The following is a 26,519-nucleotide window of genomic DNA, read 5'->3' as shown; positions in this document are numbered from 1 at the left end:
CGGCTACAAGTCGGCCGGCTGCACCGTGCCCTCGTCGACGACCCGCGCGCGGATCACCTTCCCGTTGCCGCTGTTGCGCACCCGCACGACGGCGCCGCGCGCGCCGCTTTCCTGGGCCTCGCCGGCCACGGTGACCGTGATGCCGTCGCGCTGCGCGACGATCCGCACGCTGTCGCCCCGCTTGACCAGCACCGGCGCCGACAGCCAGGCCGCCCGCAGGACGTCGCCGCTGCGCAAGGCGCGCCGGCTCGACTGCCCCACGGCCGTGGCCGGGTCGGAGATCGCGTCGGGCAGCGACGTGATGTCGCGCCGTTCGGTGGCCACGTCGGCGTCCGAAAGCGCCTTGCCCGACGGCACCGCCGTGGCCGCGATGGCGACCTTGGCCGACACGGTGGCCTTCAGCGTGAACGTCTGCTCCCAGCCCTCGGCGTCGGGACAGCGCGCCGCCAGGCGCAGCCGGCTCGCCTGCCGCGTGTCGACGGGCTCGATGGCGAGCGGCTTGCGGCACGGCAGCAGCGGCGTGCGCGGCCGCTGCAGCACCACTTCGAACTGCGGCTCGAGCCAGCCCTCGCGGTCGGCCCGGGTGTCGAGCACCTCGCGCGCCGCGTCGAGCAGCTGCGGCTCCACGCCGCGCGGCTCGGCGGCCGCCACCTGCAACACGACGGCGCCGAGCGCGGCGCCGATTGAAAACTTGAACCGGAGGTGATCCATGGGCATCGATTTTGACAAGGCTTTGGGTGTGCATCCCGACGCGCTGCGGCTGCGGGCGGAACGCACCCGGATTCTCGCCGCGAACATCGCCAACGAGAGCACCCCGGGTTACCAGGCGCGCGACATCGACTTCGCCTCGGCCCTGAAGCGCTCGATGGCCGACGACGCCACCGGCCTGAGCCTGGACACCGACGGCGACGCCGAGGCGCTCTACCGCGTCCCGAACCACGCCTCGCAGGATGGCAACACCGTCGAACTCGGCAGCGAACAGGCCGCGTTCTCCCAGAACTCGTCGGATTTTCAGACGAGCCTCACGTTCGTCAACATGAAGCTCCGCGGCCTGGCGAAAGCCATCAACGGACAGTGACCCCATGACCTTCCGCAACATCGCCCAGATCGCCGGCTCGGCCATGAACGCCCAGTCGGTCCGCCTCAACACCATCGCGAGCAACCTCGCGAACGCCCAGTCCGCCTCCGGCGTGGAAGGCGACGCCTACCGCGCCCGCAAGCCCGTGTTCGCCGCCGTGATGGGCGACACCACGGGCGCCGGCGCCGGCGTGCAGGTGCTCGACGTGGTGCAGAGCACCGAGCCCGTGCGCCGCGCGCACGAGCCGGGCCATCCGCTCGCCAACGAGGACGGCACCGTGTTCTACCCCAACGTCAATCCCGTGGCGGAGATGACCGACATGATGGCCGCATCGCGTGCGTTCGAGACGAACGTCGAGGTGATGAGCCGTGTGAAAACCATGCAGCAATCGCTGCTGAAACTCGGCGAAGGCTGACCCCATGACCACCTTGCTCAACGGCACGACCAACACGTCCGGCTCCTCGGGCGCGGTTTCCAACGCCATCAGCGGCAACGGCGAGCTCTCCACGCTGTTCACCACGCTGCTCGTGGCCCAGATCCGCAACCAGAACCCGCTCGAACCGCAGGACCCGAGCGCCTTCGTCAACCAGCTCACGCAGCTGAGCCAGACCGAGTCGCTTCAGAACCTGGCCCGCCAGGGCGCCGCCTCGGCCTCGATGATGGAAAGCATGCAGGTGCTGTCCCTCGGTTCGCAGGTGGGCTCGCAGTTGATGATCAACACCGACAAGGTCACCGTCGGCACCGAGAAGATCGACGGCGTCGTCACGCTCGAGAACGCGAGCGCCACCACCGCCGTGGTGCTCAAGGCCGCCGACGGGGCCGAGACCCGCATCACCCTCGGCACGCTCCCCCCCGGCGAAGCCGCCTTCTCGATCGACCCGGCCAAGCTGGGCTTGAAGCCCGGCAGCTACACGATGAAGGTCGAGACCTCGGCCGAACAGAAACCCCGCATCGAGATCGCCGGCACGCTCGAGAGCGTCAAGCTCTCGATGGCCGGCGGCGTCGTGCTGAACGTCAGCCACCTCGGCGAAGTCGCTCCCGACTCCGTCACCCGTTTCAATGGCCGCCTGCAGGCCGCCACCAACTGAAGGGAAATCCCATGAGCTTCGACATCGCCCTGTCCGGCATCAACTCGGTCAACGCCCAGCTCGACACCATCTCGAACAACATCGCCAACTCCGGCACCTACGGCTTCAAGTCGAGCCGCGTGAACTTCACGTCGACGTACGCCGGCACGCAGAGCACGGGTTCGGAAGTGGGTTCGCTCACGCAGAGCATCAGCGCCGGTGGCAGCGTGCTGACGACCGGCCGGGGCATGGATGCGTCCATCCAGGGCCGCGGCTTCTTCACGAGCCGCGACAGCGCCGGCAACACGCTGTACCACCGCGTCGGCATCTTCTCGAAGGACAAGGAAGGCTACATCATCGACAGCCTCGGCCGCCGCGCCCAGGGCTTCGCCGCCATCCCGGGCAGCACGGCCCTCGGCCCGATGGGCGACCTGCAGGTCCCGACGGGCCAGATCGCCGCGCAGGCCTCCACGCAGATGAAGTACACCGGCAACCTGTCGTCCGACTGGACCACCCCGACCGTCGCGGTGTTCGATCCGGCCGAGCCGCGCAGCTTCAACGGCTCGATGGTGTCGGTGGTGTACGACTCGCTGGGCGCCCAGCACAGCGTCACCCAGTACTTCGTCAAGACCGGCACGAACCAGGTCACGGTGCACTACACGATGGACGGCGCCGCGGTGCCCGGCACCAGCACGCTGAACTTCGGCACCGACGGCAAGCTCTCGACGCCCGCCGCGCCGGTGGCCGTGGCGCTGCCCACCCCGGCCGGCGCCGCGCCGTTCGCCGTCACGATGGACTACGCCGGCAGCACGAGCTACTCGGGCGAGGCCACCACGTCCGCCAACAGCGCCAACGGCTATGCCTCCGGCACCCTGATCGACGTGGAGATCAACGACGAGGGCCAGGTCGTGGCCAAGTACAGCAACAACGAGAAGCAGGTCGTGGGCACCCTGGCCCTCGCCACGTTCCCCGACGAAGGCGCGCTGATCGCCGTGAGCGGCACGAGCTGGACCACGTCGAACGCGTCGGGCACACCGCTGTACTTCGCCCCCGGCAGCGGCATGGCCGGCACGCTGACCTCGGGCGCGGTGGAGCAGTCGAACGTGGACATCACCGCGGAACTCGTGGGCCTGATGTCGGCGCAGCGCAACTACCAGGCCAACGCGAAGGTCATCTCGACCGAGAACCAGATGGTCCAGGCCCTGATGCAAGCGGTCTGACATGGACGCCCTGATCTACACCGCGATGAGCGGCGCCGAGCGGGCGCTGCACGCCCAGCAGGTGCACGCGAACAACCTCGCGAACCTCGACACGCCCGGCTTCCGCGCGAACATGGAACTGGCCACGAGCCAGGCCGTGAAGGGGGGCTACGGGTACGACGCGCGCCATCTCGGCGCACTGCAGGCCAACGCCATCTCCGGCCGCGAGGGGGCGGTGCGCCAGACCGGGCGCGACCTCGACGTCGCGCTGGCCGGCCCCGGCTACCTGACCGTGCAGTGGCAGGACGGCGAGGCCTACACCCGTTCGGGGTCGATGGCCATCGACGCCGACGGCGCGCTGACCGTGTCGGGCCATCCGGTGCTGGGCGAGGGCGGCCCGATCGTGCTGCCGCCGTACACGGCGCTGTCCATCGGCGCCGACGGCACGATCTCGGTCCAGATCGACGGCCAGACGCAGATGCAGGTCATCGACAAGCTCAAGCTCGTGCGCGCGGATGCGGCCGATCTGACAAAAAACGAGGCCGGGTTGATCGTCAGCCGTACAGGCGACGAACTTCCTGCCGATGACACGGTGGGGGTGCGTGGCGGTTTCCTCGAAGGCAGCAACGTGTCGGCCGTCGAGGAGATGGTGGCCACGATGAGCCTGACCCGCGACTTCGAGGTGCAGATGAAGCTCTACAAGGCCGCCGACGGCATGGCCGAGGCGGGCAACCGCCTCATCCGCGAATGACGCGCGAGTGACCCTCGCCCCCGACCGAACAAGGAGAATTCGATGAACCCCGCCCTCTGGATCAGCAAGACCGGCGTGCAGGCGCAGGACGCCAAGCTGCAGGCCATCGCCAACAACCTCGCCAACGTCAACACGACCGGTTTCAAGCGGGACCGCGTGATGTTCGAAGACCTCTTCTACCAGGTCAACGAACAGCCGGGGGCCCAGCGCGACGACAACACCGTCTCGCCCACCGGCGTGCAGCTCGGCAACGGCACCCGCCTCGTCGGCACGCAGAAGGTGTTCTCCACCGGCAACGTGCAGACGACGAGCCAGCCGCTGGACGTGGCCATCGTGGGTTCCGGGTTCCTGCAGGTGCAGCGCCCGAACGGCGACACGGCGTACACCCGTGCCGGGGCCCTGGACGTGAACGCCCAGGGCCGCCTCGTGACCGCGCAGGGCCTGAGCATCGTTCCCGAGATCACCATCCCGGCGAACGCCATCTCGGTGACCATCGGCGAAAACGGTGTGGTGTCCGTCAAGACGGCCGGCAACACCGAGCTCACCGAAGTGGGCCAGCTCACGCTCGCCAGCTTCATGAACCCGCCGGGGCTGCTCGCCGTGGGCGACAACCTCTACCTCGAGACGGCCGCGAGCGGCGCGCCCACCGAAGGCAACCCGGGCGAGGGTCCGCTCGGCAAGCTCAAGCAGGGCGCGCTCGAGGGGTCGAACGTGCAGGTGGTGGAGGAGATGGTCGACATGATCGCCGCCCAGCGCACGTACGAGATGAACACGAAGGTGCTGTCGGCCGCCGACAGCATGATGCAGTACCTCTCGCAAGCGGTGCGTTGACCATGCGCGGTGCGACCCTCGTCCTCTCCCTCGTGGCGCTGCTGCTCGGCGGTTGCGCCTACGTGCAGCCCGAGCCCGACCACCGGCAGCCCGCGGGCGAGCCGCCACCGGTGCCCGTGCAGGCGGCGCGCAAGGGGCAGGGGGGCGGGGTCTACCGCGTCGATTCGCCGTGGTCGCTGACCTCCGACAGTCGCGCCTTCCGCCCGGGCGACGTCGTGACCGTCGTGCTGCAGGAAACCACCCAGGCCACGAAAAAGGCCGACACGAAGTTCGGGAAGGAGAACTCGATCTCCATCGACCCGACCGTGATGCTCGGCAAGCTGTACCCGAAGACCGAGGTGGGCGTCGGGGCCGGCCGCGACTTCACCGGCACGTCGTCGAGCTCGCAGGCCAACACACTGCAGGGCGCGATCACCGTGGTGGTGCTCGAGGTGCTGCCCAACGGCCTGCTGCGCGTGGGGGGCGAGAAGAGCCTCACGCTGAACCAGGGCGAGGAGTTCGTGCGGCTGCAGGGGTACCTGCGGGCCGAGGACGTCTCGTCCGACAACCGCGTGTCGTCGCAGCGCGTGGCCAACGCCCGCATCGGGTATTCGGGCCGCGGCGCGCTCGCCGACGCGAACGACCCGGGCTGGCTCGTGCGCTTCTTCAGCAGCCCGCTGATGCCCTTCTGAGGACCCGCCCGATGCGCTTTCTCGTTTCCATCGCCGCGCTGGCGCTGTCCCTGGCGTTGCCGGCCCATGCCGCCACCGCGTTGCGCAACCTCGTGAGCGTCGAGGGCGTTCGCGACAACCCGCTCGTGGGCTACGGCCTCGTCGTGGGCCTGAACGGCAGCGGCGACAGCACGCAGGTGAAGGCGTCCGGCCAGTCGGTCGCCAACCTGCTGAAGCAGTTCGGCGTCAAGATGCCCGAAGGCCAGGAGGCCAAGAGCAAGAACGTCGCGACCGTGATGGTCAGCGCCGTGTTCCCGCCCGGCTACCGCAAGGGGCAGAGCATCGACGTGACGGTCTCGTCGCTGGGCGACGCGAAGAGCCTGCGCGGTGGCGTGCTGCTGCTCACGCCGCTGCGCGCGGCCGACAACGAGGTGTACGCGCTGGCACAGGGCAATCTGGTCGTGGGCGGCCTGAGCGCCCAGGGCAAGAGCGGCTCCAGCGTGACCGTGAACACCCCCACCACCGGCCGCATCCCGAACGGCGCCCAGGTCGAACGCGAGATCGTCTCCGACTTCGAGACCAGTCCCACCGTGACGCTGAGCCTCAAGCGCCCCCATTTCCAGACGGCGACGAACATCGTCGAGACCATCAACCGCCGCTTCGGCGACGTGGCCACCACCCGCGACGCGACCAGCGTCGCCGTGGTCGCCCCCGAGAACCCGACCCAGCGCGTGGCCTTCGTCGCCAAGCTCGAATCGCTGTCGGTCGACGTGGGGGTCGATTCGCCGAAGGTGATCTTCAATTCGCGCACCGGCACGGTCGTGATCGCCGAGGGTGTGTCGGTGCGGCCCGCCGCGGTGTCGCACGCCGGGCTCAAGGTGGTGATCTCCGAGAGCTCGCAGGTGAGCCAGCCCAATGCCTTCGGCCGGGGCGATACCGCCGTCACGCCGCAGTCCCGCGTGCAGGTGGACCAGCCCGCGCCCAAGATGTTCAAGTGGCCGAAGGGCGCGAGCCTGCAGGCCATCATCGACGTGGTCAACAGCACGGGCGCCACGCCCGACGACATCATGGCGATCCTGCAGGCCCTGGACCGGGCCGGCGCGATCGACGGCGAACTCGAGGTGCTCTGACCCATGAATCGCGTTTCTTCGCTCTCCACCGCCCAGCCCCTCGAGGCGGACGCCGCGGCGCCGGTGGCCCCGGCCGTCTCCCCGGAACTCGAACGCCAGGCCAAGGCCGCTGCCGAGAAGTTCGAGGGTTTTTTCATCGCCCAGATGATGCGGCAGATGCGCAGCATGTCGCGCGAGATCGCGGGCGAGGAGGGTGTGTACCGCGACCGCACGAACGACGACATGCTGGACATGGCCGACACGATGGTGGCCGACCAGATGGCCAGCCAGCGCGCGTTCGGCATCGCCGACGTGATCCTGCGCCAGGTGCTCCCCTCGGCCGCGTCCACTGCACCGGCCAGACCGCTTAACGCCGTGACCCCGCCGGTCGCCAAGAGCGAGTAACACCACCGGATTCCCTCCATGAGCATCATCAACAACGCGCTGACCGGGGCGGCCGCGTCCCAGATCGCGCTGAACACCGTCAGCCAGAACATCGCCAACCTGATGACGCCGGGCTACACCCGCCAGGGCACGCTGATGGTGTCGCAGCGCGCCACGCAGGCCGGGACGGTGTCGCCGGGCGACGGCGTGAAGGTGCCGTCGCTGATCCGCTTCAGCGATTCGTACAAGAGCCAGCAGATGTGGCAGGCCGCGTCCGAGCTGTCGCAGCGCGCCATCCCTCAGCCGTACCTGACCCAGCTGGAGCAGGTGATGGGCGACGACGAGTCGAGCATCAACAGCGGCCTCGACGGCTTCTTCGGCGCGCTGAACGCCGCGAGCGTGGAGCCCACCTCGCTGCCGCTGCGCCAGCAGGTCATCACCGCCGCCGAGGCGCTGGCCCAGCGGTTCAACAGCCTGAACCAGGTGCTGTCGAACCAGCAGGCGTCCATCGCCCAGCAGCGCACCAGCACGATCGACCAGATCAACTCGGTCTCGAAGTCGATCGCCGAACTCAACAGCGACATCGCCATCGCGCAGGCCACCGGCACCAATCCCTCGTCGCTGATCGACGCCCGCGACCAGAAGATCGACGCGCTGGCCTCCCTCGTGGCCGTGCAGGTGGTGGAGCAGCCCGACGGCACCCGCAGCGTCTCGCTGCGCGACGGCCAGCCGCTCGTGGTGGGGTCGCGCTCGTCGAGCCTGAGCGTGCAGGCGAACCCGGACGGCTCGCAGACGCTCAAGCTCGCGTTCGCGGCCGAGTCGTTCACGATCACCAGCACCCGCCTCGGCGGCCAGCTGGGTGGCCTCGACGACTACGAGCGCGACGTGCTGAACCCGCTGCGCAAGTCGGTGTCCGACCTCGCGGGCTCGGTGGCCGACAGGGTCAACACCCAGCTCGCCGCCGGCTACACGATGAGCGGCGCCACGCCCACGCCGGCACCGCCCAACGGCCCGCTGTTCACGTTCGACGCCTCGGGCTCGAGCGGCGTGCTGCGGGTGGTGGACGGTGTGCTCGCCGCGGACCTCGCCTTTTCCAGCGACCCGACGAAACCGGGCAACAGCGACAACCTGCTGAAGGTCATCGACGTCAAGAACCTGTCGGTGACGGTGGGCACGCTCGGTTCGGTGCGCATGGGCGACGCCAACACCCAGATGGTGGGGCGCCTCGCGATGCAGAGCCAGCAGAACCAGGCCTCGCTGGCCACCGCCGAGACGGTGCGCAACCAGTCCGAGGAGAGCTGGAAGTCCACGAGCGGCGTGAACCAGGACGAGGAGGCGGTGAGCCTCATGCAGTACCAGCAGATGTACCAGGCGAACCTGAAGGTGATCGCCGTGGCCAACCAGCTGTTCGACAGCACCCTCGCCATGATGGCGGGCTGAGGAGATCGAGATGCGCGTCGCCAGCACCCAGTACCACACCACGATGAACACCGCGTTGCAGAACGCGTCGTACCGCCTCGAGCACGTCATGCAGCAGATGGCCTCGGGCAACCGCATCATGGTGCCGTCCGACGACCCCGTGACCAGCGTGCGCCTCGCGCGGCTGAACCGCGAGGAAGCGGCGCTCGACCAGTACAAGGAGAACATCGGCGCGCTGCGCAGCCGGCTCCAGCAGAACGAGGCGCTGCTCGACGGTTCCGTGAGCGACATCCTCCAGGCCCGCGACCTGCTGGTCTGGGCCAACGACGGCGGCAACACGACGGAAGACGTGGGCGCGATGGCCAACTCGCTGGCCGCGCTGCGCGACAGCCTCTTCTATTCGAGCAACAGCGTCGACCAGGAGGGCCGCTTCCTGTTCTCGGGCACGGCCACCGCCACGAAAACCATCACCCTCGATCCAGCCGCGGCCTCCGGTGCCCGCTACACGGCCACCGGCAACGCCGACGCGCAGAAGGTCGTGGTGGGCAACGGCGTCACGCAGACCGCCAACTCCACGCTGCAGGAGATGGCCCCGCTGCTGAACCTGCTCGACCGGACCATCGACACGCTGCGGACCCCTGGCGTGAAGGTCAACGACCCGGCCGTGCAGGCCGTGCTGGTGGCCACGCTGGACGGCCTCGACACGGGCCTCAACAGCATCAACACGAAGATCGCGACCCTCGGCGGCGCCCAGAACACGCTGCAGACGCTCGAGGACAACCACGGCAACGTGAGCCTGTCGAACCGCCAGGCGGCGCTGACCCTCGGCCAGCTCGACTACGGCGACGCGGCGGTGAAGCTCAACGGCTACACCACCGCGGTGCAGGCCACGCAGAAGGCCTACGCGAAGGTGAGCGCGCTGTCCCTCTTCGACATGATCTGATCGCTCGATGCAGGTCTCGTCCACGCTCCAGCCGACCGCCGTCGGCGCCGGCCGCACCACGTCGGCCAGCGCCGTGCGCGCGACGTCGGTCGCCCCGGCCGCGCGCGTCCAGGTCGAGGCGGCCGGCTCGGCGCTGTCCGGTGGCCTGCGAGGCTGGCTGCCCGAGCTGAACCGGTCGGTGGCGCAGGCGCAGCAGTCGCGCGAGTTCCTGGACGGGGTGGCGGGCCAACTGCAGTCGCTCAAGGCGGGCTTGAGCGCGAGCCTCGCCGGGCGTTCGGCCGCCGGCACCCGCGTCGAAGACACGCTGTCGGCACTCGAATCCACCTGGGCCGACCGGCCCGCGGCCAGCGGCGGGGCGCTCGACCCGCAGCTGCGCTACACGGGGCCGGCCACCGCCTCCCGGCGTTTCACGGTGCGGGGCCTCGATTTCCCGTCCCTGCAGCAGGGTGACCGCGAAACCCTGGCCCTGTCGGTGGGGCCCGCCGGGCAGCGCCCCATGCCCGTGGTCATCGAACCCGGACTGTCGGAGCGCGCCATCGTGCAGCGCCTGGGCCAGGCCTTGTCGCCCGCCCGGGTGTCGGTGCAACGCGACGACGAAGGCCAACTGACCTTCGCGGTGCCCGAGGACCAGTGGCCGGCCGTGCGCGACACCCTGGCCGTCAAGGGGGGCGGCAAGCGCTTTCCCACCGGCCAGTTCCACCGGATCCGGGCCGAACCCGAGGCCGACGCCGTGCCGGTCGCCGGCTGGAAGACCGGGACCGTGGACGAGCGCAAGGCCACGCTCCAGGGCGTGCTGGGCTCGCTGGACCGGGTGCGCGACGCCCAGTCCGCCGTGGGCCGGGCCCTGGCGAACGCGTCCGCCGCAGTGGAGGCCACCCGCCCCGCGCAGGGCGCGGCCTGGGCCGCCACGGCGGCCGAAGCCTTCGAGGCCGCGGGCGCGGACGGGGGCTATGCCACCCGGGCCGCGCTGGTGTCCGCCGTCGACGGCCTGAACCGGCCGCGCGTGCAGTCCGTGCTCCGGGCGCGCTGACCCCCGAGCGCTCGGCTCCCCGTCCTACGCCGGGACCGGCGCTCGGCGCATGGTGCCTGAAGGGGGTTGCTGGGTATCCTGACTTTCCCTTCTACTGAACGGCGCTTCATCGCCCCAGCATCGGGATGCCCAAGGACCCTCCTTCTTCGATGACCCATTCGATCAGCCAGACCAAGCGCGCCCGCCACCGGTCGCCGGAAAGCCAGGCCGACTTCAAGCAGCAATTGCTGGCCTACGCGAAGCAGCTGTATCTCGAAAAGGGCTTCGAGGGCATGTCCATCCGCGCGCTGACCGAGGCGTTCTCGATGTCGCCCATGTCGTTCTACGGGTACTTCGAGAGCAAGCACGACCTCGCCCGGCACATCTGGATCGACTTCTTCCAGGAGCTGCTGGGCGAACTGCTGGCCGCGGGGCAGGGCAAGCGGTCGCCGGTGCAGGTGCTGAGCGCCCACGTCCACACCTTCATCGCCTACTGGGAGAGCCACCCCGACCGCTACCGCATGGTCTACATGGCGGACCTGCGCACCGAGGCCGACCAGGCCTCGATGATCAAGGTGGGGGACCATCCGGTCTACAAGCAGCTCGCCGTCCTGGCGCGCGAGCGGGTGGTGGCCTGTGCGTACGGCAAGCCGGTGGCCGAACGCACGGTGCGGCTGCAGTGCGACCTGATGCTCGCCAAGGCGGTGGGCTACCTCCACACCGTCATCGCGATGCGCCGCTACGCCATCGCCGACCGCGAGGCCTTCAAGAAGGCCATGGTCAAGGACATCGTCAACACGGTGGTCGAGGCCTCCGACGAGTGACTGTCCTGGCCGGCCGGGAGGCCGGCGCGCGTGACATTCTTCACGCGGATTCCCTGCGCGCTCTACGCGTACGGTAAACATCCCTCCCTGGGGGTCAGCACGGCTCAAGTTGGCGCGGTTGCAGCCGACATCCCACGCAGGTCGACGGGATTCCCGCGCCCGGAATTCCTCCTGAAACGCCGAACGACAGACACCCATGAAGAACTCCGCCACGAGCTCCTCCCTGCGGCCGGCCGCCGCCGGGACGCATGTCGTGCTCGATCCGGGGACACTCGGCCGCCCGATGCACCTGCTGGGCAGCTTCACGTCGCAGTTCAAGACCGCGCTCGCCGAATCGTTCCGTACCGGCCTGAACCGCCGCTACGGCGCCGATTACCGCGTCGAGTCGGTCGACATCGCCCGCGCCGCCGGCACGCCGCCGCGCGGCCGCTGGTTCGGTTGCGCGACGCCGTTCGGCCGTGTGACCGCCTCGATGGACCGCGCGCTGCTGCTGTCCGTGCTCGACTACCGCTACGGCGCGCCGGTGCGCGCCGCGGCCGATGCCCCGGCCACCGATGCCGTCCGCGAGACCGCCACCGAGGAGCGCCTCGCCGCCACGCTGTGCGCCCGCTGGACCGAGATCCTGCTCGACAGCATCGAACCCGGCCAGGCCGGTGACCTGACGGCCTCCGCCGGCGCGGCGCCCGCGCCGGGCGGCTGGACGATGACGGTGCGCCTCGCCGAGACGCGCCTGGCCGAACCCGCGTCGCTGTGGTTCGTGCTCGACGATGCGGCGATGGGCCGGCTGCTGCGCAGCATCGCCCCGTCCCGCGAGAAAGCCAAGCCGGCCTCCCAGCAGGCGCTGCCGGTCGCCGCGCGCCTGCCCCTCGTGCTGACGGGCCGGCTGCTGGAAAAGGAACTCCCGCTGGGGGACGTGCTGGACCTGCGCCCGGGCGACGTGATCCCCGTGAGCCTGGGCCTGGCCGACGTGCTGGTCGACGACTCGCGCCTTTTCACGGCGGCCGTGACCGAACACAAGGGCAAGTTGTGCCTGACCTCCTTCGACGATGCGGAATGACACCATGGACATGAACGACAAGCTGGCCCTCGAAACCCTGCTCGCCGAAGGCGCCGAACCCGAAGCCGGCATCACCGAAACCCCCGTCGCCCCAGCCCCGCGCCGCCGCGACCTCTCCCAGATGATGCGCAAGATCCCGGTCACGCTGACCCTCGAGGTGGGCTCGGCCCGCATCTCGCTACAGGACCTGATGGACATCGGCGCCGACAGCGTCGTCGAACTCGACTCCCTCGCCGGCGAACCGCTGGTGATCAAGGTCAACGGCACGCCGATCGGCCACGCCGAGGTGGTGGTCTCCGGCGAGAACCACGGCCTGAAGGTGATCGACCTCGACGGCCTGGACCTCAACAGCCTGGCGTCATGACCCCCGCGACTCCGAACCGCCGGCTCGCGCTGGCGGCGGCCACGCTGGCCGGCGTGGCCCTGCTCGCCTGTTCGAAGGGCGCGTTCGCGGCCAACACGGTGGAACTGCTGAGCCAGACCGCGGGCGGCGCCAAGACGGAGTTCACCGTCAAGACGCAGGTCCTCATCATCATGTCGCTGCTCGGGCTGCTGCCCGTGATGGTGATGATGATGACGAGCTTCACCCGCTTCGTGATCGTCCTCTCGCTGCTGCGCCAGGCACTCGGCCTGCAGCAGGGACTGCCCAACCGCATCGTCACCGGCATCGCGCTGATCCTCACGCTGCTCGTGATGCGCCCGGTGGGCGACAAGATCTGGACGGACGCCTTCGTGCCGTTCGACGAGGACCGCATCACGCTGCAGCAGGCGCTGCTGAAGGCCGAGGAGCCGCTGACGAAGTTCATGCTCGCGCAGACGAACAAGGCCGCACTGGCGCAGATGTCGCGCCTGGCCGGCGAGAAGGACGTCGCCCGCCCGCAGGACCATGCCTTCACTGTCAAGCTCGCCGCCTTCGTGCTGAGCGAGCTGAAGACCGCGTTCCAGATCGGGTGCCTGCTGTTCATCCCGTTCCTGGTGATCGACCTCGTGGTGTCGTCGGTGCTGATGGCGATGGGCATGATGATGCTGTCGCCGCTCGTCATCTCGCTGCCGCTCAAGCTGCTGCTGTTCGTGCTGGTGGACGGCTGGACGCTCACGGTGAACACGCTCGTGACCAGCGTGCAGGCGTACTAGGAGGATCGCGATGCTGACGCCCGAAGTCGCGGTCGACCTGATCGCCGAGAGCCTGAACGTCACGATGCTGCTGGTCGTGCTGCTGGTCGTGCCCGGCCTCATCATGGGCCTGATCGTCGCCCTGTTCCAGGCCGCCACGCAGATCAACGAACAGACGCTGAGTTTCCTGCCGCGGCTGCTCGTCACGCTGATCGTCGTCAGCGTGATGGGGCGGTGGATGGTGGGTTACCTGATGGACTACTGCGTGTCGGTCTTCGAGCGGGCCGCACGCCTGGTGGGGTAGATGGAGCTCGTCTTCAGCCAGCTGCTCGCGATGCTGTTCGCGCTCTGGTGGCCGTTCGTGCGCACGATGGCGATGCTGTCGGCCACGCCCATCCTGGGCGACGGCATGGTGCCCGTGACGGTGCGGCTGCTGCTGTCGCTCGTGCTGTCCTTCGTGCTGCTGCCGGTTTCGCAGGCGGGCGCGTCGATCGACCCGTTCTCGCTCGCCGGCGTGGTGGCGACCCTCGAGCAGGCCATCATCGGCGGCGCGATGGGCCTCGCGTTCCACTTCACGATGTCGATCGTCACGGTGCTCGGCTTCATGCTGTCCTCGCAGATCGGCCTGTCGATGGCGGTCATGAACGACCCGATGAACGGCATGTCGTCCGACGTGGTGTCCACGCTGCTGTCGATCATGTGCATCATCGTGTTCTTCTCGGTGGACGGCCACCTCGTGCTCACCGGCGTGCTCGCCGCGAGCCTGAAGGCCTGGCCGGTCGGGGGAGGGCACGGCGGCCTCGACCTGCACGGCCTCGCGATGCACGTGGCCTGGATCTTCTCGGCCGCGCTGCTGCTGGCCCTCCCGATGATCTTCTCCACGATGGTGGTGCAGATCGGCTTCGGCTTCCTGAACCGCGTGGCGCCGGCGTTGAACCTCTTCTCGCTCGGCTTCTCGCTGATCACCGTCTTCGGCCTCTTCATGCTGTCGATGGTGGTGAAGTTCGTGCCGGACCACTACGTGCGCATGACCGAGCGGGTGCTCGACCTGCTGCAGTCGCAGATGCAGGGAGGCGCGGGTGTCTGACTCGTCGTCCGGCGACAAGAGCGAAAAGCCATCGCAGCAGAAGCTGCGCAAGGCGCGCGAGGAAGGGCAGATCGTCCGTTCCCGCGACCTCGCCACGGCCATCGGCATCATCGTGAGCCTGAAGCTGGTGGTGTTCCTGGTGCCCCAGTACCTCGACGACTTCCGCGCGCTCTTCTCGCAGGGCTTCGCGCTGTACGGCAGCGAGGGCGCCATCGACAACGTCTGGTCGCAGACCTTCACGATGACGATGATGCTCATCGTCAAGATGATGGTGCCGCTGCTGGTCGTCCCGCTCGCGGCCATCATCGGCAGCATGATCCCCGGCGGCTGGTCGGTCACCACCAAGCACTGGATGCCGCGCATGGATCGCCTCAGTCCGGCGAAGAACCTCGGCCGCATCGTGACGCCGAAGCATCTGTCCGACACCGCGGTGTCGGTGCTGAAGGCCTGCACGATCCTGGCCGTGCTGTGGCACGTGGGGCGCAGCACCGCGGCGGAACACGTCGCGCTGCAGGCGATGACGCTCGACCGCGCCATCGCCGCCGGCGCCGGCCTGCTGCTCGACGGCGTGATGGCGATGGTGGTGGTCTTCATCATCTTCGCGGTGATCGACGTGCCGGTGCAGGCCTTCTTCTTCCAGCGCGGCCAGCGCATGACCAAGCAGGAGGTCAAGGAGGAGCACAAGAGCAACGAAGGGCGGCCCGAGGTGAAGTCGCGCATCCGCCAGCTGCAGCGCCAGATGGCGCAGCGCGGCGTGCGCAAGTCGGTGCCCACGGCCGACGTGATCATCGTCAACCCCGAACACTTCTCGGTCGCGCTCAAGTACGACGACCGCCGCGCCGAAGCCCCGTACGTCGTTGCCAAGGGCATCGACGAGATGGCCTTCTACATCCGCAGGATCGCGGCCGAACACGGCATCGAGACGGTGGCGCTGCCGCCGCTCGCCCGAGCGATCTACCACACGAGCCAGGTGAACCAGCAGATCCCGATGCCGCTGTACCACGCGGTGGCCCAGGTGCTGACCTACGTGCTGCAGCTCAAGGCCTTCCGCACCGGCCAGCGCGTGCGCGAGCCGTCGCTGCCCACCGACCTGGCCGTTCCCGAACACCTGAGTGACCCGAGCGAGGGGACCCCCGCATGAACTTCCTGAACCGACTCAAGGCCGAGGCCCTGCGCCACAAGTACGCCACCCCGCTGTTCCTGATGGTGGTGCTGGCGATGATCATCCTGCCGCTGCCGCCGGTGGTGCTGGACATCCTGTTCACGTTCAACATCGTGCTCGCGCTGATCGTGATCCTGGTCAGCGTCTCGGCCAAGCGGCCGCTCGACTTCTCGGTGTTCCCGACGGTCATCCTGGCCACCACGATGCTGCGGCTCACGCTGAACGTGGCGTCCACCCGCGTCGTGCTGCTGCACGGCCACGAAGGCACCCACGCCGCGGGCAAGGTGATCGAGGCGTTCGGCAACGTCGTGATCGGCGGCAACTTCGTCGTGGGTCTCGTGGTCTTCATCATCCTGATGATCATCAACTTCGTCGTGGTGACGAAGGGCGCCGAGCGCATCTCCGAGGTGTCGGCGCGGTTCACGCTGGACGCGCTGCCCGGCAAGCAGATGGCCATCGACGCCGACCTCAACGCCGGCCTCATCAACCAGGAGAAGGCCCAGGTGCGCCGCCAGGAGGTGGCCGCCGAGGCGGACTTCTACGGCGCGATGGACGGTGCGTCGAAGTTCGTGCGCGGCGACGCCATCGCCAGCATCCTGATCCTGCTGATCAACATGATCGGCGGCGTGGCCATCGGCGCGCTGATGCACGACCTGTCGTTCGGCGAGTCGTTCCGCCAGTATGCGCTGCTGACCATCGGCGATGGCCTCGTCGCGCAGATTCCCGCGCTGCTGCTGTCGGCCGCCGCCGCCATCCTCGTCACCCGCATCAGCGATTCGGGCGACTTCGAGGAACAGGTCAGCGGCCAGCTGCTGACCTCGCCGGTCGTGATGTTCAGCGCGGCCGGCATGATGGTCGTTCTGGCCATCATCCCGGGCATGCCGTGGCTGATGTTCATGCTGTTCGCCGCGGTGCTCGCCTACGTGGGCTGGCGGCTGCAGGGGCGGGTGGCCAAGCCCGCGGCCAACCCGATGGCGGCCATCGAGGCCGCGCTGCTCACCGACAAGCCGCCCGAACTCGACTGGCACAGCCTGCCCGTGGTGGAGCCGCTCTCCATCGCCGTGGGCTACAAGCTCGTCAGCATGATCGACACCGCCCAGGGGGCGGTGCTGTCGCACCGGGTCAAGGGCGTGCGCCAGAGCGTCAGCGAGTCGATGGGCTTCCTGCTGCCGCCCATCGGCGTGCGCGACGACCTCGCGTTGAAGCCGTCGCAGTACTCCGTGCTGCTGAGCGGCACCGTGGTGGCCCAGGCCGAGGTGTTCGCCGACCGCCTGATGGCCATCCCGTCGCCGAAGGTGTACGGCGAACTCGACGGCATCCCGGGCCTGGAGCCCGCGTACGGCATGCCGGTCACCTGGATCGCGCCGGAGGACAAGGCCCATGCGCTGGGCCTCGGCTACCAGGTCATCGAGACCCCGAGCGTGATCGCCACGCACCTCTCCAAGGTGCTGAAGGACCACCTCGCCGAACTGCTGCGCCACGAGGACGTGAACGCGCTCAACGAACGGCTGGCCTCGCTGTCGCCGAAGCTCGCCACATCGCTCGAGAAGGCGCTGACGCCGACCCAGCTGCTCAAGGTCTACCGCGTGCTGCTCGCCGAGAACGTGTCCCTGAAGGACATCGTGCCCATCGCGACCACGCTGCTCGACGCGTCGGAGACCACGAAGGACCCGATCCTGCTCGCCGCCGAGGTGCGCTGCGCCGTGCGCCGCCAGATCGTCGCCCAGCTCTTCGGGCAGCGTCCGGAGATGAAGGCGTTCAACCTGGGTGGTGAGCTGGAAAACATGCTGCTCGCGTCGTTGAACCAGGCCCGCCAGGCGGGGAAGGTCGCGCTGGACAACTACCCGGTCGACCCGCACCTGCTGTCGCAGTTGCAGTCGAACATGCCGATGGCGCGCGAGCAGATGAAGCAGCAGGCCACGCCGCCGCTGCTGCTGGTCATGCCGCAGATCCGGCCGCTGCTGGCCCGCTATGCGCGACTGTTCGCGCCGGGGTTGCATGTGCTCTCGTACAACGAGATCCCGGAGCAGCGCGAAGTCAGCGTGATCGGAACGCTCGGCTGAGGCGTTCGCCTTCACGACGAAAGGTGCCGGGCGAGGGACCTGCCACCTTGATCCGTGCGATCGCCGCGCTCACCCGCATGGCGGTTTGTTGTCGTACCACTGCGGCGCAAATCGGCATCCTTCGGTCAAAGCACACCCTCAAACCCGCCGCCATTCGGGAAATTCCGAGCGAAGTTCCCGGGTTTGCCCGCATTCGAGCCTGAAAAGTCGAGTCGTACGATGTCGCATCTCTTGACCCGGGGCGACGACTCCGCGGCGAGTGCGACAGGGAACCACACGATGAACATGCAAGACACGGCCGCCCTCGCGGCAGCCTTTGCCTCCACCGCGCCGAGTGTCACGTCGGCGCCGGGTCACGTGTGGCGTGCCGGAGGCCATCGCTTCCGGGCACACCGTCGCGCCATGCGCAAGCCCTGAACGTCCGCGCGCTGCGCGACCGATTCTTCCCCGTCCCGGACTGCGGGACGTCCCCCCGTGTCCGCGATGCCACGCGTCGCGGCTCGTCTTCACCGCTGCCTGTGCAGCCACTCCTCCGAGGCCCTCGCCATGAACCGACCCTTGTCTCGCCTGTCCGTCCGCACCGTGCGCCCGGCCCTTGCCGCAACCTGTGTGCTGGGCGCTCTCGCTGCGTGTGGTGGCAGCGACGATGACACCGTGTCCCCGCCGCCGGTGGCCCGACCTGCCGGGGCGTTGAGTTCGCTCGGGGCGGATGGCTGGGCCGCGGCCGCGGTGGGTGGCGGGACCTTCACCGTGACCGGCGGGGACCAGCAGGGCACGGTGGTGCACATCGTCGAGAACCGTGCCCAGCTGGTGCGGGCGCTGTACGGCCGCGCCGTCACCGACACGCTGGCGCAGGCACCCGACAACACGCCGAAGCTCATCTATGTGAAGGGCCGCATCGACCTGAACGTCGACGACGCGAACGCGCCGATGACGAAGGAGGCCTACATGGCCTTGTGCGGCCCGACGGTCACCGCGTACACCAGCTTCGCGGCGTTCGATGCCGACTACAAGGTCGCCTACAACCCGAACGAGTGGATCAAGCAGTCGCTGGAAGCCGACGGCCGCCCGCCGGCGCTGCCGCAGACGGCGGGCGACGGCTCGCTCACGCTGGAAGGGCAGCGCGCGTGTTTCGGCGCGCAGCAGGCGAAGCGGATCGCGCTGCGCGTCGGCTCCAACACCTCGATCATCGGTGTCGGCACCGATGCCGGGCTGACCGGCGGCAGCCTGCGCCTGGGCGATGCCACCTTGACGACCGATGTCGATGCCGCGGGCCGGATGCTGGTCAAGGACCACATCCAGGCCAAGAACATCGTGCTGCGCAACCTGCACCTCTCGGATTCGTACGACCTGTTCCCGAGCTGGGATCCGAAGGATTCGTTCAGCATCGCGACTGCCGACTTCGGCGTCGGCCTGTGCAACCGGGTCTATGACGCGGCGACCAACCAGGGCCCGCACCAGTGCCCGTCCCGAAAGGGCGGTCGCTGGAACTCGGAGTACGACCTGGTCTCGGTGTTCAACGCGGCCAATGTGTGGATCGACGGCAACACCCTGGACGACGGCGACCGCCCCGACAAGCTGGACCCGCCGGTGCCCGGCTGGGCCGCACCGTTCAACGTGCCCGAGCAGAAGGTGCAGCATCACGACGGCCTGGTCGACGTGACGCTGTTCGCCACGCACGTGACGGTCTCGTACAACCACTTCCGCAACCACGACAAGACGCACCTGATCGGCGGCATCGACGTCGCGGGCCGCTACACCGATGGCACGCTGGCGCTCGGCTACGGCCCGGACAAGCTCGCGCTGACGCTGCACCACAACCGCTACGAAAACACCGTGCAACGCCAGCCGCGCGTGCGTTTCGGCAAGGTCCACGTCTACAACAACTACTCGACCGGCGCGCTGAAGCCCACGTCGGGCAGCACCGCCGTGGCGCCCGACTACGCCTGGTCGGTCGCGTGGCAGATCGGCACGGCGTCGAAGCTCTATGTCGAGAACAACGTGCTCGAGATCGCCCAGAACGGCAACACGAAGACCGCGGCGCAACTGACCTTCGGCGACTCGATCTCGTCCACCGTCGCGAACCAGACGAAATGCACCGACGCCGCCTATGCGGCGGCCGACTGCGGCACCTACTTCTTCGAGACGGGCACCTTGCTGAACGACACCGCGCTCGTCGAAGGTGACCTGCTGACGGCGGCGCAGAAGAAGGGCACCGGCAGCAACGCGGTCGTCAACAAGCTGGATGCCACGTACTGGGTGCCGTCCGCGAGCTATGCCTACACCGCGCAGCCGGCGGCGGCCGTGAAGGCCGAGGTGCTCGCGAAGGCGGGGGTCGGCAAGCGATAGGGGCTCCATCCCGAACGCCGGGCCTGCGGCTCGGTCCCCACGTCCCGCTTTCAAAAGGATCCGGCAAGCCGCATGATTCGGGGCTTCTTCGTGGGAGGCTGCTCGCATGGACACCCGCCGATCGACCCTCGTCCGCCTGGCCGGACTGTTCACCGTGGCCCTCACCGGCTGCGCCGGCTGGCCCGGCGGCGAGCCGGTGCGGGTCACCCTCGCGGGCGTGGAGCCGCTGCCCGGCGAGGGCCTGGAGGTCCGCTTCCGGCTGAAGCTGCGGGTGCAGAACCCGAACGAGGGCGCGATCGACTACCAGGGGATCTCGGTGACGCTGGACCTGCGTGGTTCGACGCTTGCAAGCGGCGTCAGCCCCGAGGCGGGCACGGTGCCCGGGTTCGGTGAGCAGGTGATCGAGCTGCCGGTGACGGTGAGCGCGATGGCGGCGCTGCGCCAGGTGTTCGGGTTCGCCACAGGCAGCAGCCGGTCGCTCGACTACGTGCTGCGGGGCCGCCTCGGCGGGGGCCTGGGTGGGCAGTCGTTCGAGGCGAGCGGCAAGGTCGACTGGCCGGCTGGAACCTTGCCCTGACCGACGGCCCTCGGTGCCGGCTCGCCCGCCCGCGACCGCTGGAGGCGAGATGGTCCCTGCGGGCACTCCGCTTCGCGGACAATGCGATCCATGGAGTTGCAGTTTCGTGCGGGGCCGGCCTGGCGACAGGCCATCGAACGGGGAGACCTGGGCGTCTGGGACCTGCGTCCGCTGCAGGAGACCGTTCACCACTCGCCGCGGTGGAAGGAGCGGTTCGGCTTCCCCCGCTTGCACGAGGCCGACAGCACGGACTTCTGGCGCTGCCGTGTCCATCCGGACGACCTCGAGGCCATGCTCGAGGCCATGCGCGCGCACGGCGCCGGCGACACCCCGACCTACGAAGCCCGGTTCCGCCTGCGCAGCAACGGCTCGGGGTACCGGCTGCTCCAGTCACGAGGCCGCGTGGTCGAGCGCGACGACGCCGGCCGGGTGTCGCGCATGGTGGGCACGATGATCGACCTGACCGAACGCCCCTGCACGCCGCGCGGAGGCCTGGTGGACGAGGTGCCGCTGGCCGACACGGCACCGTCCGGCGGTCGGCCGTTCCACCTCCTCCTGACGGCTCCCGAGCCGACCGCCGACGTGGCCGTGGCCGAGGCGAACGAGCGGCTCGTCGCGTCGGTCCTGGATCTGCTGGAGGAGGCTTGCAGGCAACTGCAGGACCTCGAGAGCCGAGGGGCGGGCGCTGCCGGGTAGCGCCGTCAGCGAAACGCCTTCTCCTCGGCATGAGGCGCCAACGCCCCGGAGAACACCACGATCACCTCGGCCGCCGCACGGAACAGTGGCGGCGACAGCCACGCCGCCGCCGGCACCGGCGTCGATTCGTTCATCAGCACCGGCGCCCGCGCGGGCGCCGGCTGTCCCTGCACCAGCCGGCAGCGCACGAGCGTGAGGTCGGCCAGCTCGAGGGCGGACGACAGCACCGGCAGCACGTCGCGCACCCGCGGCAGCGCGTCGGGTTCCTCGACGAAGATCAGCAGCTGCACGCCGTCGTCGGCCAGTTGCACGAGCACGGCGATGCGGCCGAGGCCGGGGATGTCGACCTCCAGTCTCAGCGCGAGCGAGCGGCCCTGGCGGCGCCGGGGCGGAGGCGGTGGGTCGCTGTCGGCCTCCAGCACGCGCAGCATCGCGTGCAGTCCGCCCCAGGCGTAGGCGGGGTACAGCCAGCGGTCGGGGATCGGCAGCAGCGGGGAGGGCGCGGCCTCGCGCATCGCGGCCTGCAGCGGGGGCTCCGTGAACGGGGACGTCGCGTTCGGTGCGGCGTGGGCCTTCGGCGCGGTCTGGGCCAGCGTGTTGAGCACCAGCAGCCGCCACTGCGTGGCGAGCGCCAGCGGTTCGGGCAGCCGCCACGTGAGCTGGCGCAGCGCCAATTGGTCCGAACGCATCGCCGCGGGCAGCGCTTCCTGCGCCGGGGCTGAGAGGGTGTCGAAGAGCGCGGAGCGGCCGACGACGGGCCGGGCGATCACGTCGAAGAGGCCCAGTTCGAGGCGCGGCGTGGTGGACTGCACCTGCACCAGCAGCACGTCGCCGCGGGAGAGGCCCTGGCCGCCGTTGACGAGGCCACCGACGGAGACGGGCACGCCTTGGGCCGAGACACCGTGGAGCGTGGCGGGCGCGGGGGTGGGCGGGGCCTCGAAGCGCGAGGGCATCGCCAGCAGTGGGTCGATCTCGGCGGCCCGCACGACCGCGGGCACCGCGGTGTTCGTGGCCTGCCCGGCCGGCGGCCGCACGAGGGGCGTGCTGCCGATGCGGGGCCAGGGGGACGCCCCGGAGGAAGGGACCTTGTCGATCGCCATCGTGGGAGACCCGGGCGTGGAGGAGGGGCGAGGGCGGCCGGAGCCGCCCGGGGTTCAGCGTTACTGGATCAGCGACATGACCAGCTGCGACATGCTGCTCGATTGCTTGAGCATCGAGGTGCCGGCCTGCATCAGCATCTGCTTGGAGGTCATGTTGGCCGTTTCCGTGGCGTAGTCCACGTCCATGATGCGGCCACGTGCCTGCGTGGTGTTGGTGCTCATGTTGGCCAGGTTGTTGTAGACGTGGTCGAGGCGGTTGGAGGCGGCGCCGAGCTGGGCACGGACCTTGCCGACCGAGTCGATGGCGTTGTTGATCTTGTCGATCGTGCCGTTGGCGTTCGTGACGTTGATTTCCGCGCCGCCCGTGCCGGTGCCACCGTAGCCGTAGGCCGAGGCCGTGGTGATGCTGGCCGTCAGCGTGGTCATGTCGCCCGAGAGGTCGATCGACATCTTCTCGGCCGACGTGGCGCCGATCTGGAAGGACACCGCGGCGGTCAGCGAGCCCCCGACCAGCAGCTTGGCGCCGCCGAACGAGGTGTTGTCCATGATGTTCTTGATTTCCTTGCCGAGCGCGTCGAACTCGAGCTGCATGGCGTCCTGGTCCTTGGTGCTCGCGGTGCCGTTGGCGGCTTCCGTGGCCAGGTCCTTCATGCGCATCAGCATGTCGGTGACTTCGTTGAACGCGCCTTCGGCGGTCTGCATCATCGAGATGCCGTTCTGCGTGTTGCGCTGGGCAACGGCCTGGCCGCGGGTCTGGGCGTTCAGGCGGGTGGCGATCTGCAGGCCGGCGGCGTCGTCCATCGCGGAGTTGACACGGTAGCCCGTGCTCAGGCGGGTCATCGACGTCGACAGCGACTTCTGGGTGCTGCCCACCGAGCTTTGGGCGGACAGGGCGGCGGCGTTGGTGTTCAGGCTCAGCATGGCGATCTCCAGGTTGTTGCGGTGGCACCGGTTTCGGCGCCGTCATGAGTACAGGACGACCGGGGCTGCGGATTCATTAAATCGATCTGCAATGACTTCAGTCGCGGCCCCGAACGGCCGACAACTCCAGAGGGACAGTCGGTCCCGCCGTCGGCACGTCTGCGAGCAAGCATGAGAATTCTGATCACGGGGAACCTGGGGTATGTCGGTCCGGTGCTGGTGCGCCACCTGCGGGCGACGATGCCCGGCGTTCGCCTCATCGGGTACGACAACGGCTACTTCGCCCACTGCCTGACCGGCAGCATCGACTTGCCCGAGCGCCTGCTCGACGAACAGGTCTACGGTGACGTGCGCCACCTGCCCGACGCGCTGTTGCGCCGCGTGGATGCGGTGGTGGCGCTGGCCGCGGTCTCGAACGACCCGATGGGGTCGCGCTTCGAAGCCGTCACCCGTGAAATCAATCACGAAGCCCACGAGGACATCGCCCGCCGCGCGCTGCAGGCCGGCGTGACCCGCGTGGTGTTCGCGTCCAGCTGCAGCATGTACGGCGCTGCCGACGGCCCCGCGCGCCGCGAGGGCGACACGCTGAACCCGCTCACGGCCTATGCCCGTTCGAAGGTGGCCTGCGAGGCCGCCCTGTCGCGCCTGCCGGCCGATGGCGCCGCCGTCACCTCGCTGCGGTTCTCCACCGCCTGCGGCATGTCGGACCGCCTGCGCCTGGACCTCGTGCTCAACGACTTCGTCGCCTGCGCGCTGACGCGTGGCGAGATCACCGTGCTCAGCGACGGCAGCCCGTGGCGCCCGCTGATCGAGGTGCGCGACATGGCCCGGGCCGTCGAGTGGGCCTTGGTGCGTGACCCGGCCGAGACGTCGCCGTACCTCGCGGTGAACGTGGGTTCGAACCGCTGGAACTACCAGGTGCGCGACCTCGCGGCCGCCGTGGCGCAGGCCGTGCCGGGCACGCGGGTCAGCATCAACACCGAGGCCCCGCCGGACAAGCGCTCGTACCGCGTCGACTTCTCGCTGTTCGAGCAGGTGGCCCCGGACCACCAGCCGCTGGTGGAGCTGGCCGAGGCCATCGAGGGCCTGAAGACCGGGCTGCAGCGCATGGGCTTCGCCGATGCGGATTTCCGCTCGTCGCAGCACATGCGGCTGAAGGTGCTGGAGCGCCACATCGCCACGGGTGCGCTCGACGAGCAGCTGCGCTGGCGCCAGGCCGCCGCGGCATGAGCCCCGATCCCGTCAAGCTGGCCGCGTTCGTCTGCCGGCAGCTCGAGAATTTCTACCCGGACGACCACGACAGCCGCCCGTCGGTGACGGCCGCGATGCCCGCCGCGCTGGACCGCATCCGCCGCTGCGTGTCGCAGGTGGTGGCCTGGCCGCAGGGGTTCGACCCGCAGTACTCCGGCCAGTACGCGAGCTTCCTGTACTTCCTGTCGAACGAGATCGGCATGAACCTGAAGGACGGCGTGACCGCCACGCGCCTGTTCCTGCTGAACAAGGCGCTGCACGGCCTCGAGCTGTTCTACGAGGTGCCGCTGCCCGAGGTGTTCCTGATCGGGCACACGCCGGGCCTCGTGTTCGCGAAGGCCACGTTCGGCAGCCACCTCGTCTTCCACCAGAACTGCACCATCGGCCACAAGCTCGACGGGCACCGGCCGGTGTTCGAAGACCGCATCGTGATGTTCCCGGGCTCGATGGTGATCGGCCACTGCCACATCCGTCGCAACACGGTGATCGCCCCGGGCGTCTGCCTGGTGGACACGGACACGCCCGGCGACTGCTACGTGCTGCCGGGACCGGGCCGCCCGGTCATCAAGCCGCACAAGAAAGAGTTCTGGCGCCGCTACTTCACGAGCTGAAGCGGCCCCACCCAACCCCTACCGGTACACCCAGATGAACGCACCCCTGGTCAGCTTCTGCATCCCGACCTACAACCGCAGCCGGTACCTCGACTCGCTCCTGCAGAGCCTGTCCGACCACCTCGCGGAGTTCCCGTTCTCGCACGAGGTGTTCATCTCCGACAACGCCTCCACCGACGAAACGCCCGAGATCGTGGCCCGCTACGCCGACCGCCTGCCGCTGCGCAGCGTGCGGCACGAGACCAACCGCGGCGGCCGCGCGAACTACCAGTACATGATGGCCCAGGCGAAGGGCCGCTACGTGATCTACGTGGCCGACGACGACTGCGTGATGGGGGCCGAGGTGGCCCGCGCGATCGAGGTGATGGAGGCGAACCCGCAGATCGGCATCGCCTACGCGCCGTGGCGCCTGCTCGACCTCGTGGCCGACAAGGACCTGGGCCAGTTCTATCGCCAGGACCGCGACGTGCTGATCCCGCAGGGCGAGCACCGCATGTTGCTCGACACGCTGCTGCGCTACGGCATCTGGCCGGAGATCTACATCTGCCGGCGCGAGATGGTGCAGTCGGTGATGCCGCGCATCCACGAACAGGCGTACTACGCGTTCGTGCACGCCTCCGAGTTCGTCGAGCATTCGTCGGTGCTGTTCATGAAGGACTCGTACTACGTGTCCATGACGAACTACTTCGCCGACCACCAGCGCGTGCAGGGTGGCACCGAGGAAGCCGAGATGGCCTGGGACCGCTACCGGTCGGGGCTCGAGTACATCCTGGGCCGCGCCTCCGGCCAGGTCAGCGACATGGAGCGCCTGGGCTTCCTGCTGCGCATCCAGGATCACGTGGCCGAACGCATCGCCACCGCCGTGCGGCTGCGCATGCGCAGCGAACGCGACCCGGTCGAGACCTACTACCTGGCCTACCGCCTGAAGGCCCTGGGCGCCGAGGCCAAGCTGTCGATGGCGCTGTCGTCGCTGCGCCTGCTCGCGGTGCTCGCCTTCCTGGCCGAGGACCCCGAACTGAACCGCGACGTGACGGACCTCGTGTGCCTCGGCACGTTCGAGCCGGACCTGCGCGACCTGATCGTCAGCAAGATGAAGCACACGCCGCGCTTCGTCGCCCACGCGAGCCAGCTCGAGCCGCTCGGCGCGAACACGCTGGTGTTCGCGCGGGGTGCCCAGACGGCCGACGTGCTGCCGGCAGGGAGCTCGGCGCGGTTCGTCAGCGAACTGCAGCTGATGACGAAGTTCCCGGTCTGACCGGGCGGGGCGC

The 26,519-nt window shown here is 69.1% G+C and carries 29 protein-coding genes; 26 read left to right on the top strand and 3 right to left on the bottom strand.

From position 1 onward, the window contains the following. Positions 1-3 precede the first annotated feature (3 nt). Positions 4-711, bottom strand: coding sequence for a flagellar basal body P-ring formation chaperone FlgA (gene flgA / locus A4W93_RS15990; RefSeq protein ID WP_085751555.1), 708 nt, complete (start codon positions 709-711; stop codon positions 4-6). On the opposite strand from flgA, the gene flgB reads away from it, so the two are divergent. The 23 genes from flgB to A4W93_RS15875 all read left to right on the top strand — a co-directional run bounded on the left by flgB (position 710) and on the right by A4W93_RS15875 (position 21,368). Then, positions 710-1,078 carry a flagellar basal body rod protein FlgB gene (gene flgB / locus A4W93_RS15985; RefSeq protein ID WP_085751554.1) on the top strand — a complete coding sequence of 123 codons (369 nt, stop codon included), beginning with the start codon at positions 710-712 and terminating at the stop codon, positions 1,076-1,078. The two genes, flgA and flgB, sit on opposite strands and share 2 nt — an antisense overlap. A 4-nt stretch (positions 1,079-1,082) precedes the next feature. Next, positions 1,083-1,493 carry a flagellar basal body rod protein FlgC gene (flgC, locus tag A4W93_RS15980; RefSeq protein ID WP_085751553.1) on the top strand — a complete coding sequence of 137 codons (411 nt, stop codon included), beginning with the start codon at positions 1,083-1,085 and terminating at the stop codon, positions 1,491-1,493. A gap of 4 nt (positions 1,494-1,497) precedes the next feature. Beyond that, positions 1,498-2,166 (top strand): flagellar hook capping FlgD N-terminal domain-containing protein, encoded by a 669-nt coding sequence (locus A4W93_RS15975; RefSeq protein WP_085751552.1) that lies wholly within the window; start codon positions 1,498-1,500, stop codon positions 2,164-2,166. Positions 2,167-2,177: 11 nt separating this feature from the next. Then, on the top strand, positions 2,178-3,365 hold the full coding sequence (locus A4W93_RS15970) for a flagellar hook protein FlgE (protein ID WP_085751551.1): 1,188 nt from the start codon (positions 2,178-2,180) through the stop codon (positions 3,363-3,365). Position 3,366: 1 nt separating this feature from the next. Beyond that, complete coding sequence (locus tag A4W93_RS15965; protein WP_085751550.1) at positions 3,367-4,095, top strand: flagellar basal body rod protein FlgF; 729 nt, start codon at positions 3,367-3,369, stop codon at positions 4,093-4,095. Between the two features lie 42 nt (positions 4,096-4,137). Then, the gene (flgG, locus tag A4W93_RS15960; RefSeq protein WP_085751549.1) at positions 4,138-4,926 is read left to right on the top strand and encodes a flagellar basal-body rod protein FlgG; all 789 of its coding nucleotides are present in this window, start codon (positions 4,138-4,140) and stop codon (positions 4,924-4,926) included. A 2-nt stretch (positions 4,927-4,928) separates the two neighbouring features. After that, positions 4,929-5,597 carry a flagellar basal body L-ring protein FlgH gene (gene flgH / locus A4W93_RS15955; protein ID WP_085751548.1) on the top strand — a complete coding sequence of 223 codons (669 nt, stop codon included), beginning with the start codon at positions 4,929-4,931 and terminating at the stop codon, positions 5,595-5,597. 11 nt (positions 5,598-5,608) lie between these two features. After that, complete coding sequence (locus tag A4W93_RS15950) at positions 5,609-6,706, top strand: flagellar basal body P-ring protein FlgI (protein WP_085751547.1); 1,098 nt, start codon at positions 5,609-5,611, stop codon at positions 6,704-6,706. 3 nt (positions 6,707-6,709) lie between these two features. After that, positions 6,710-7,090 carry a rod-binding protein gene (locus A4W93_RS15945; RefSeq protein ID WP_085751546.1) on the top strand — a complete coding sequence of 127 codons (381 nt, stop codon included), beginning with the start codon at positions 6,710-6,712 and terminating at the stop codon, positions 7,088-7,090. An 18-nt stretch (positions 7,091-7,108) separates the two neighbouring features. After that, positions 7,109-8,509 carry a flagellar hook-associated protein FlgK gene (flgK, locus tag A4W93_RS15940; RefSeq protein ID WP_085751545.1) on the top strand — a complete coding sequence of 467 codons (1,401 nt, stop codon included), beginning with the start codon at positions 7,109-7,111 and terminating at the stop codon, positions 8,507-8,509. 10 nt (positions 8,510-8,519) lie between these two features. Next, positions 8,520-9,431, top strand: coding sequence for a flagellar hook-associated protein FlgL (gene flgL / locus A4W93_RS15935; RefSeq protein ID WP_085751544.1), 912 nt, complete (start codon positions 8,520-8,522; stop codon positions 9,429-9,431). A gap of 7 nt (positions 9,432-9,438) precedes the next feature. Then, the gene (locus tag A4W93_RS15930) at positions 9,439-10,461 is read left to right on the top strand and encodes a hypothetical protein (protein ID WP_085751543.1); all 1,023 of its coding nucleotides are present in this window, start codon (positions 9,439-9,441) and stop codon (positions 10,459-10,461) included. Positions 10,462-10,610: 149 nt separating this feature from the next. Then, entirely contained in the window at positions 10,611-11,264 is a 654-nt protein-coding gene (locus A4W93_RS15925) for a TetR/AcrR family transcriptional regulator (RefSeq protein ID WP_169726549.1), read from the top strand. Between the two features lie 196 nt (positions 11,265-11,460). Further along, positions 11,461-12,321 (top strand): FliM/FliN family flagellar motor switch protein, encoded by an 861-nt coding sequence (locus A4W93_RS15920; RefSeq protein ID WP_085751541.1) that lies wholly within the window; start codon positions 11,461-11,463, stop codon positions 12,319-12,321. Positions 12,322-12,325: 4 nt separating this feature from the next. Further along, on the top strand, positions 12,326-12,685 hold the full coding sequence (locus A4W93_RS15915; protein ID WP_085751540.1) for a FliM/FliN family flagellar motor switch protein: 360 nt from the start codon (positions 12,326-12,328) through the stop codon (positions 12,683-12,685). Next, the gene (gene fliP, locus A4W93_RS15910; protein ID WP_085751539.1) at positions 12,682-13,455 is read left to right on the top strand and encodes a flagellar type III secretion system pore protein FliP; all 774 of its coding nucleotides are present in this window, start codon (positions 12,682-12,684) and stop codon (positions 13,453-13,455) included. Before A4W93_RS15915 ends, fliP begins: the two co-directional genes overlap by 4 nt. Before the next feature lie 10 nt (positions 13,456-13,465). Then, positions 13,466-13,738, top strand: a complete 273-nt coding sequence (locus A4W93_RS15905; RefSeq protein ID WP_085751538.1) for a flagellar biosynthetic protein FliQ — start codon at positions 13,466-13,468, stop codon at positions 13,736-13,738. Next, complete coding sequence (locus tag A4W93_RS15900; protein ID WP_085751537.1) at positions 13,739-14,521, top strand: flagellar biosynthetic protein FliR; 783 nt, start codon at positions 13,739-13,741, stop codon at positions 14,519-14,521. It abuts the gene before it with no gap. Then, positions 14,514-15,662: an EscU/YscU/HrcU family type III secretion system export apparatus switch protein gene (locus A4W93_RS15895; RefSeq protein ID WP_085751536.1), complete on the top strand. Its 1,149-nt coding sequence runs from the start codon at positions 14,514-14,516 to the stop codon at positions 15,660-15,662. The genes A4W93_RS15900 and A4W93_RS15895 overlap by 8 nt, the downstream gene beginning before the upstream one ends. Then, entirely contained in the window at positions 15,659-17,746 is a 2,088-nt protein-coding gene (gene flhA / locus A4W93_RS15890) for a flagellar biosynthesis protein FlhA (RefSeq protein ID WP_085751535.1), read from the top strand. Before A4W93_RS15895 ends, flhA begins: the two co-directional genes overlap by 4 nt. 654 nt (positions 17,747-18,400) lie before the next feature. Further along, positions 18,401-20,095 (top strand): pectate lyase family protein, encoded by a 1,695-nt coding sequence (locus A4W93_RS15885; RefSeq protein WP_169726548.1) that lies wholly within the window; start codon positions 18,401-18,403, stop codon positions 20,093-20,095. Positions 20,096-20,201: 106 nt separating this feature from the next. Then, positions 20,202-20,672, top strand: a complete 471-nt coding sequence (locus A4W93_RS15880) for an LEA/WHy family protein (protein ID WP_085751533.1) — start codon at positions 20,202-20,204, stop codon at positions 20,670-20,672. A gap of 90 nt (positions 20,673-20,762) precedes the next feature. Next, positions 20,763-21,368 (top strand): PAS domain-containing protein, encoded by a 606-nt coding sequence (locus A4W93_RS15875; protein WP_157782170.1) that lies wholly within the window; start codon positions 20,763-20,765, stop codon positions 21,366-21,368. A gap of 5 nt (positions 21,369-21,373) precedes the next feature. On the opposite strand, the gene fliK is transcribed toward A4W93_RS15875, so the two are convergent. Further along, positions 21,374-22,468 (bottom strand): flagellar hook-length control protein FliK, encoded by a 1,095-nt coding sequence (fliK, locus tag A4W93_RS15870; RefSeq protein WP_085751531.1) that lies wholly within the window; start codon positions 22,466-22,468, stop codon positions 21,374-21,376. A gap of 60 nt (positions 22,469-22,528) precedes the next feature. Further along, positions 22,529-23,389 (bottom strand): flagellin N-terminal helical domain-containing protein, encoded by an 861-nt coding sequence (locus A4W93_RS15865; protein ID WP_085751530.1) that lies wholly within the window; start codon positions 23,387-23,389, stop codon positions 22,529-22,531. A gap of 171 nt (positions 23,390-23,560) precedes the next feature. Between A4W93_RS15865 and A4W93_RS15860 the strand changes: the two genes are divergently transcribed. The 3 genes from A4W93_RS15860 to A4W93_RS15850 are packed head-to-tail and all read left to right on the top strand — an operon-like array spanning position 23,561 to position 26,506. Further along, positions 23,561-24,619: an NAD-dependent epimerase/dehydratase family protein gene (locus A4W93_RS15860; RefSeq protein WP_085751529.1), complete on the top strand. Its 1,059-nt coding sequence runs from the start codon at positions 23,561-23,563 to the stop codon at positions 24,617-24,619. Next, positions 24,616-25,251 carry an LbetaH domain-containing protein gene (locus A4W93_RS15855; protein WP_085751528.1) on the top strand — a complete coding sequence of 212 codons (636 nt, stop codon included), beginning with the start codon at positions 24,616-24,618 and terminating at the stop codon, positions 25,249-25,251. The genes A4W93_RS15860 and A4W93_RS15855 overlap by 4 nt, the downstream gene beginning before the upstream one ends. Before the next feature lie 34 nt (positions 25,252-25,285). Further along, entirely contained in the window at positions 25,286-26,506 is a 1,221-nt protein-coding gene (locus A4W93_RS15850) for a glycosyltransferase family 2 protein (protein WP_085751527.1), read from the top strand. The last annotated feature ends 13 nt before the right edge of the window (positions 26,507-26,519 follow it).

Source organism: Piscinibacter gummiphilus (assembly GCF_002116905.1).
Classification (GTDB): Bacteria; Pseudomonadota; Gammaproteobacteria; order Burkholderiales; family Burkholderiaceae_C; genus Rhizobacter; species Rhizobacter gummiphilus.
This window is presented reverse-complemented; position numbering and strand designations above follow the sequence as displayed.

What these genes read in the sequence shown, in the direction of transcription:
- flgB (WP_085751554.1), top strand. Translation starts at nt 710, where the DNA reads ATGGGCATCGATTTTGACAAGGCTTTGGGTGTGCATCCCGACGCGCTG.
- flgA (WP_085751555.1), bottom strand. Translation starts at nt 711, where the DNA reads ATGGATCACCTCCGGTTCAAGTTTTCAATCGGCGCCGCGCTCGGCGCC.
- flgC (WP_085751553.1), top strand. Translation starts at nt 1,083, where the DNA reads ATGACCTTCCGCAACATCGCCCAGATCGCCGGCTCGGCCATGAACGCC.
- A4W93_RS15975 (WP_085751552.1), top strand. Translation starts at nt 1,498, where the DNA reads ATGACCACCTTGCTCAACGGCACGACCAACACGTCCGGCTCCTCGGGC.
- A4W93_RS15970 (WP_085751551.1), top strand. Translation starts at nt 2,178, where the DNA reads ATGAGCTTCGACATCGCCCTGTCCGGCATCAACTCGGTCAACGCCCAG.
- A4W93_RS15965 (WP_085751550.1), top strand. Translation starts at nt 3,367, where the DNA reads ATGGACGCCCTGATCTACACCGCGATGAGCGGCGCCGAGCGGGCGCTG.
- flgG (WP_085751549.1), top strand. Translation starts at nt 4,138, where the DNA reads ATGAACCCCGCCCTCTGGATCAGCAAGACCGGCGTGCAGGCGCAGGAC.
- flgH (WP_085751548.1), top strand. Translation starts at nt 4,929, where the DNA reads ATGCGCGGTGCGACCCTCGTCCTCTCCCTCGTGGCGCTGCTGCTCGGC.
- A4W93_RS15950 (WP_085751547.1), top strand. Translation starts at nt 5,609, where the DNA reads ATGCGCTTTCTCGTTTCCATCGCCGCGCTGGCGCTGTCCCTGGCGTTG.
- A4W93_RS15945 (WP_085751546.1), top strand. Translation starts at nt 6,710, where the DNA reads ATGAATCGCGTTTCTTCGCTCTCCACCGCCCAGCCCCTCGAGGCGGAC.
- flgK (WP_085751545.1), top strand. Translation starts at nt 7,109, where the DNA reads ATGAGCATCATCAACAACGCGCTGACCGGGGCGGCCGCGTCCCAGATC.
- flgL (WP_085751544.1), top strand. Translation starts at nt 8,520, where the DNA reads ATGCGCGTCGCCAGCACCCAGTACCACACCACGATGAACACCGCGTTG.
- A4W93_RS15930 (WP_085751543.1), top strand. Translation starts at nt 9,439, where the DNA reads ATGCAGGTCTCGTCCACGCTCCAGCCGACCGCCGTCGGCGCCGGCCGC.
- A4W93_RS15925 (WP_169726549.1), top strand. Translation starts at nt 10,611, where the DNA reads ATGACCCATTCGATCAGCCAGACCAAGCGCGCCCGCCACCGGTCGCCG.
- A4W93_RS15920 (WP_085751541.1), top strand. Translation starts at nt 11,461, where the DNA reads ATGAAGAACTCCGCCACGAGCTCCTCCCTGCGGCCGGCCGCCGCCGGG.
- A4W93_RS15915 (WP_085751540.1), top strand. Translation starts at nt 12,326, where the DNA reads ATGGACATGAACGACAAGCTGGCCCTCGAAACCCTGCTCGCCGAAGGC.
- fliP (WP_085751539.1), top strand. Translation starts at nt 12,682, where the DNA reads ATGACCCCCGCGACTCCGAACCGCCGGCTCGCGCTGGCGGCGGCCACG.
- A4W93_RS15905 (WP_085751538.1), top strand. Translation starts at nt 13,466, where the DNA reads ATGCTGACGCCCGAAGTCGCGGTCGACCTGATCGCCGAGAGCCTGAAC.
- A4W93_RS15900 (WP_085751537.1), top strand. Translation starts at nt 13,739, where the DNA reads ATGGAGCTCGTCTTCAGCCAGCTGCTCGCGATGCTGTTCGCGCTCTGG.
- flhA (WP_085751535.1), top strand. Translation starts at nt 15,659, where the DNA reads ATGAACTTCCTGAACCGACTCAAGGCCGAGGCCCTGCGCCACAAGTAC.
- A4W93_RS15880 (WP_085751533.1), top strand. Translation starts at nt 20,202, where the DNA reads ATGGACACCCGCCGATCGACCCTCGTCCGCCTGGCCGGACTGTTCACC.
- A4W93_RS15875 (WP_157782170.1), top strand. Translation starts at nt 20,763, where the DNA reads ATGGAGTTGCAGTTTCGTGCGGGGCCGGCCTGGCGACAGGCCATCGAA.
- fliK (WP_085751531.1), bottom strand. Translation starts at nt 22,468, where the DNA reads ATGGCGATCGACAAGGTCCCTTCCTCCGGGGCGTCCCCCTGGCCCCGC.
- A4W93_RS15865 (WP_085751530.1), bottom strand. Translation starts at nt 23,389, where the DNA reads ATGCTGAGCCTGAACACCAACGCCGCCGCCCTGTCCGCCCAAAGCTCG.
- A4W93_RS15860 (WP_085751529.1), top strand. Translation starts at nt 23,561, where the DNA reads ATGAGAATTCTGATCACGGGGAACCTGGGGTATGTCGGTCCGGTGCTG.
- A4W93_RS15855 (WP_085751528.1), top strand. Translation starts at nt 24,616, where the DNA reads ATGAGCCCCGATCCCGTCAAGCTGGCCGCGTTCGTCTGCCGGCAGCTC.
- A4W93_RS15850 (WP_085751527.1), top strand. Translation starts at nt 25,286, where the DNA reads ATGAACGCACCCCTGGTCAGCTTCTGCATCCCGACCTACAACCGCAGC.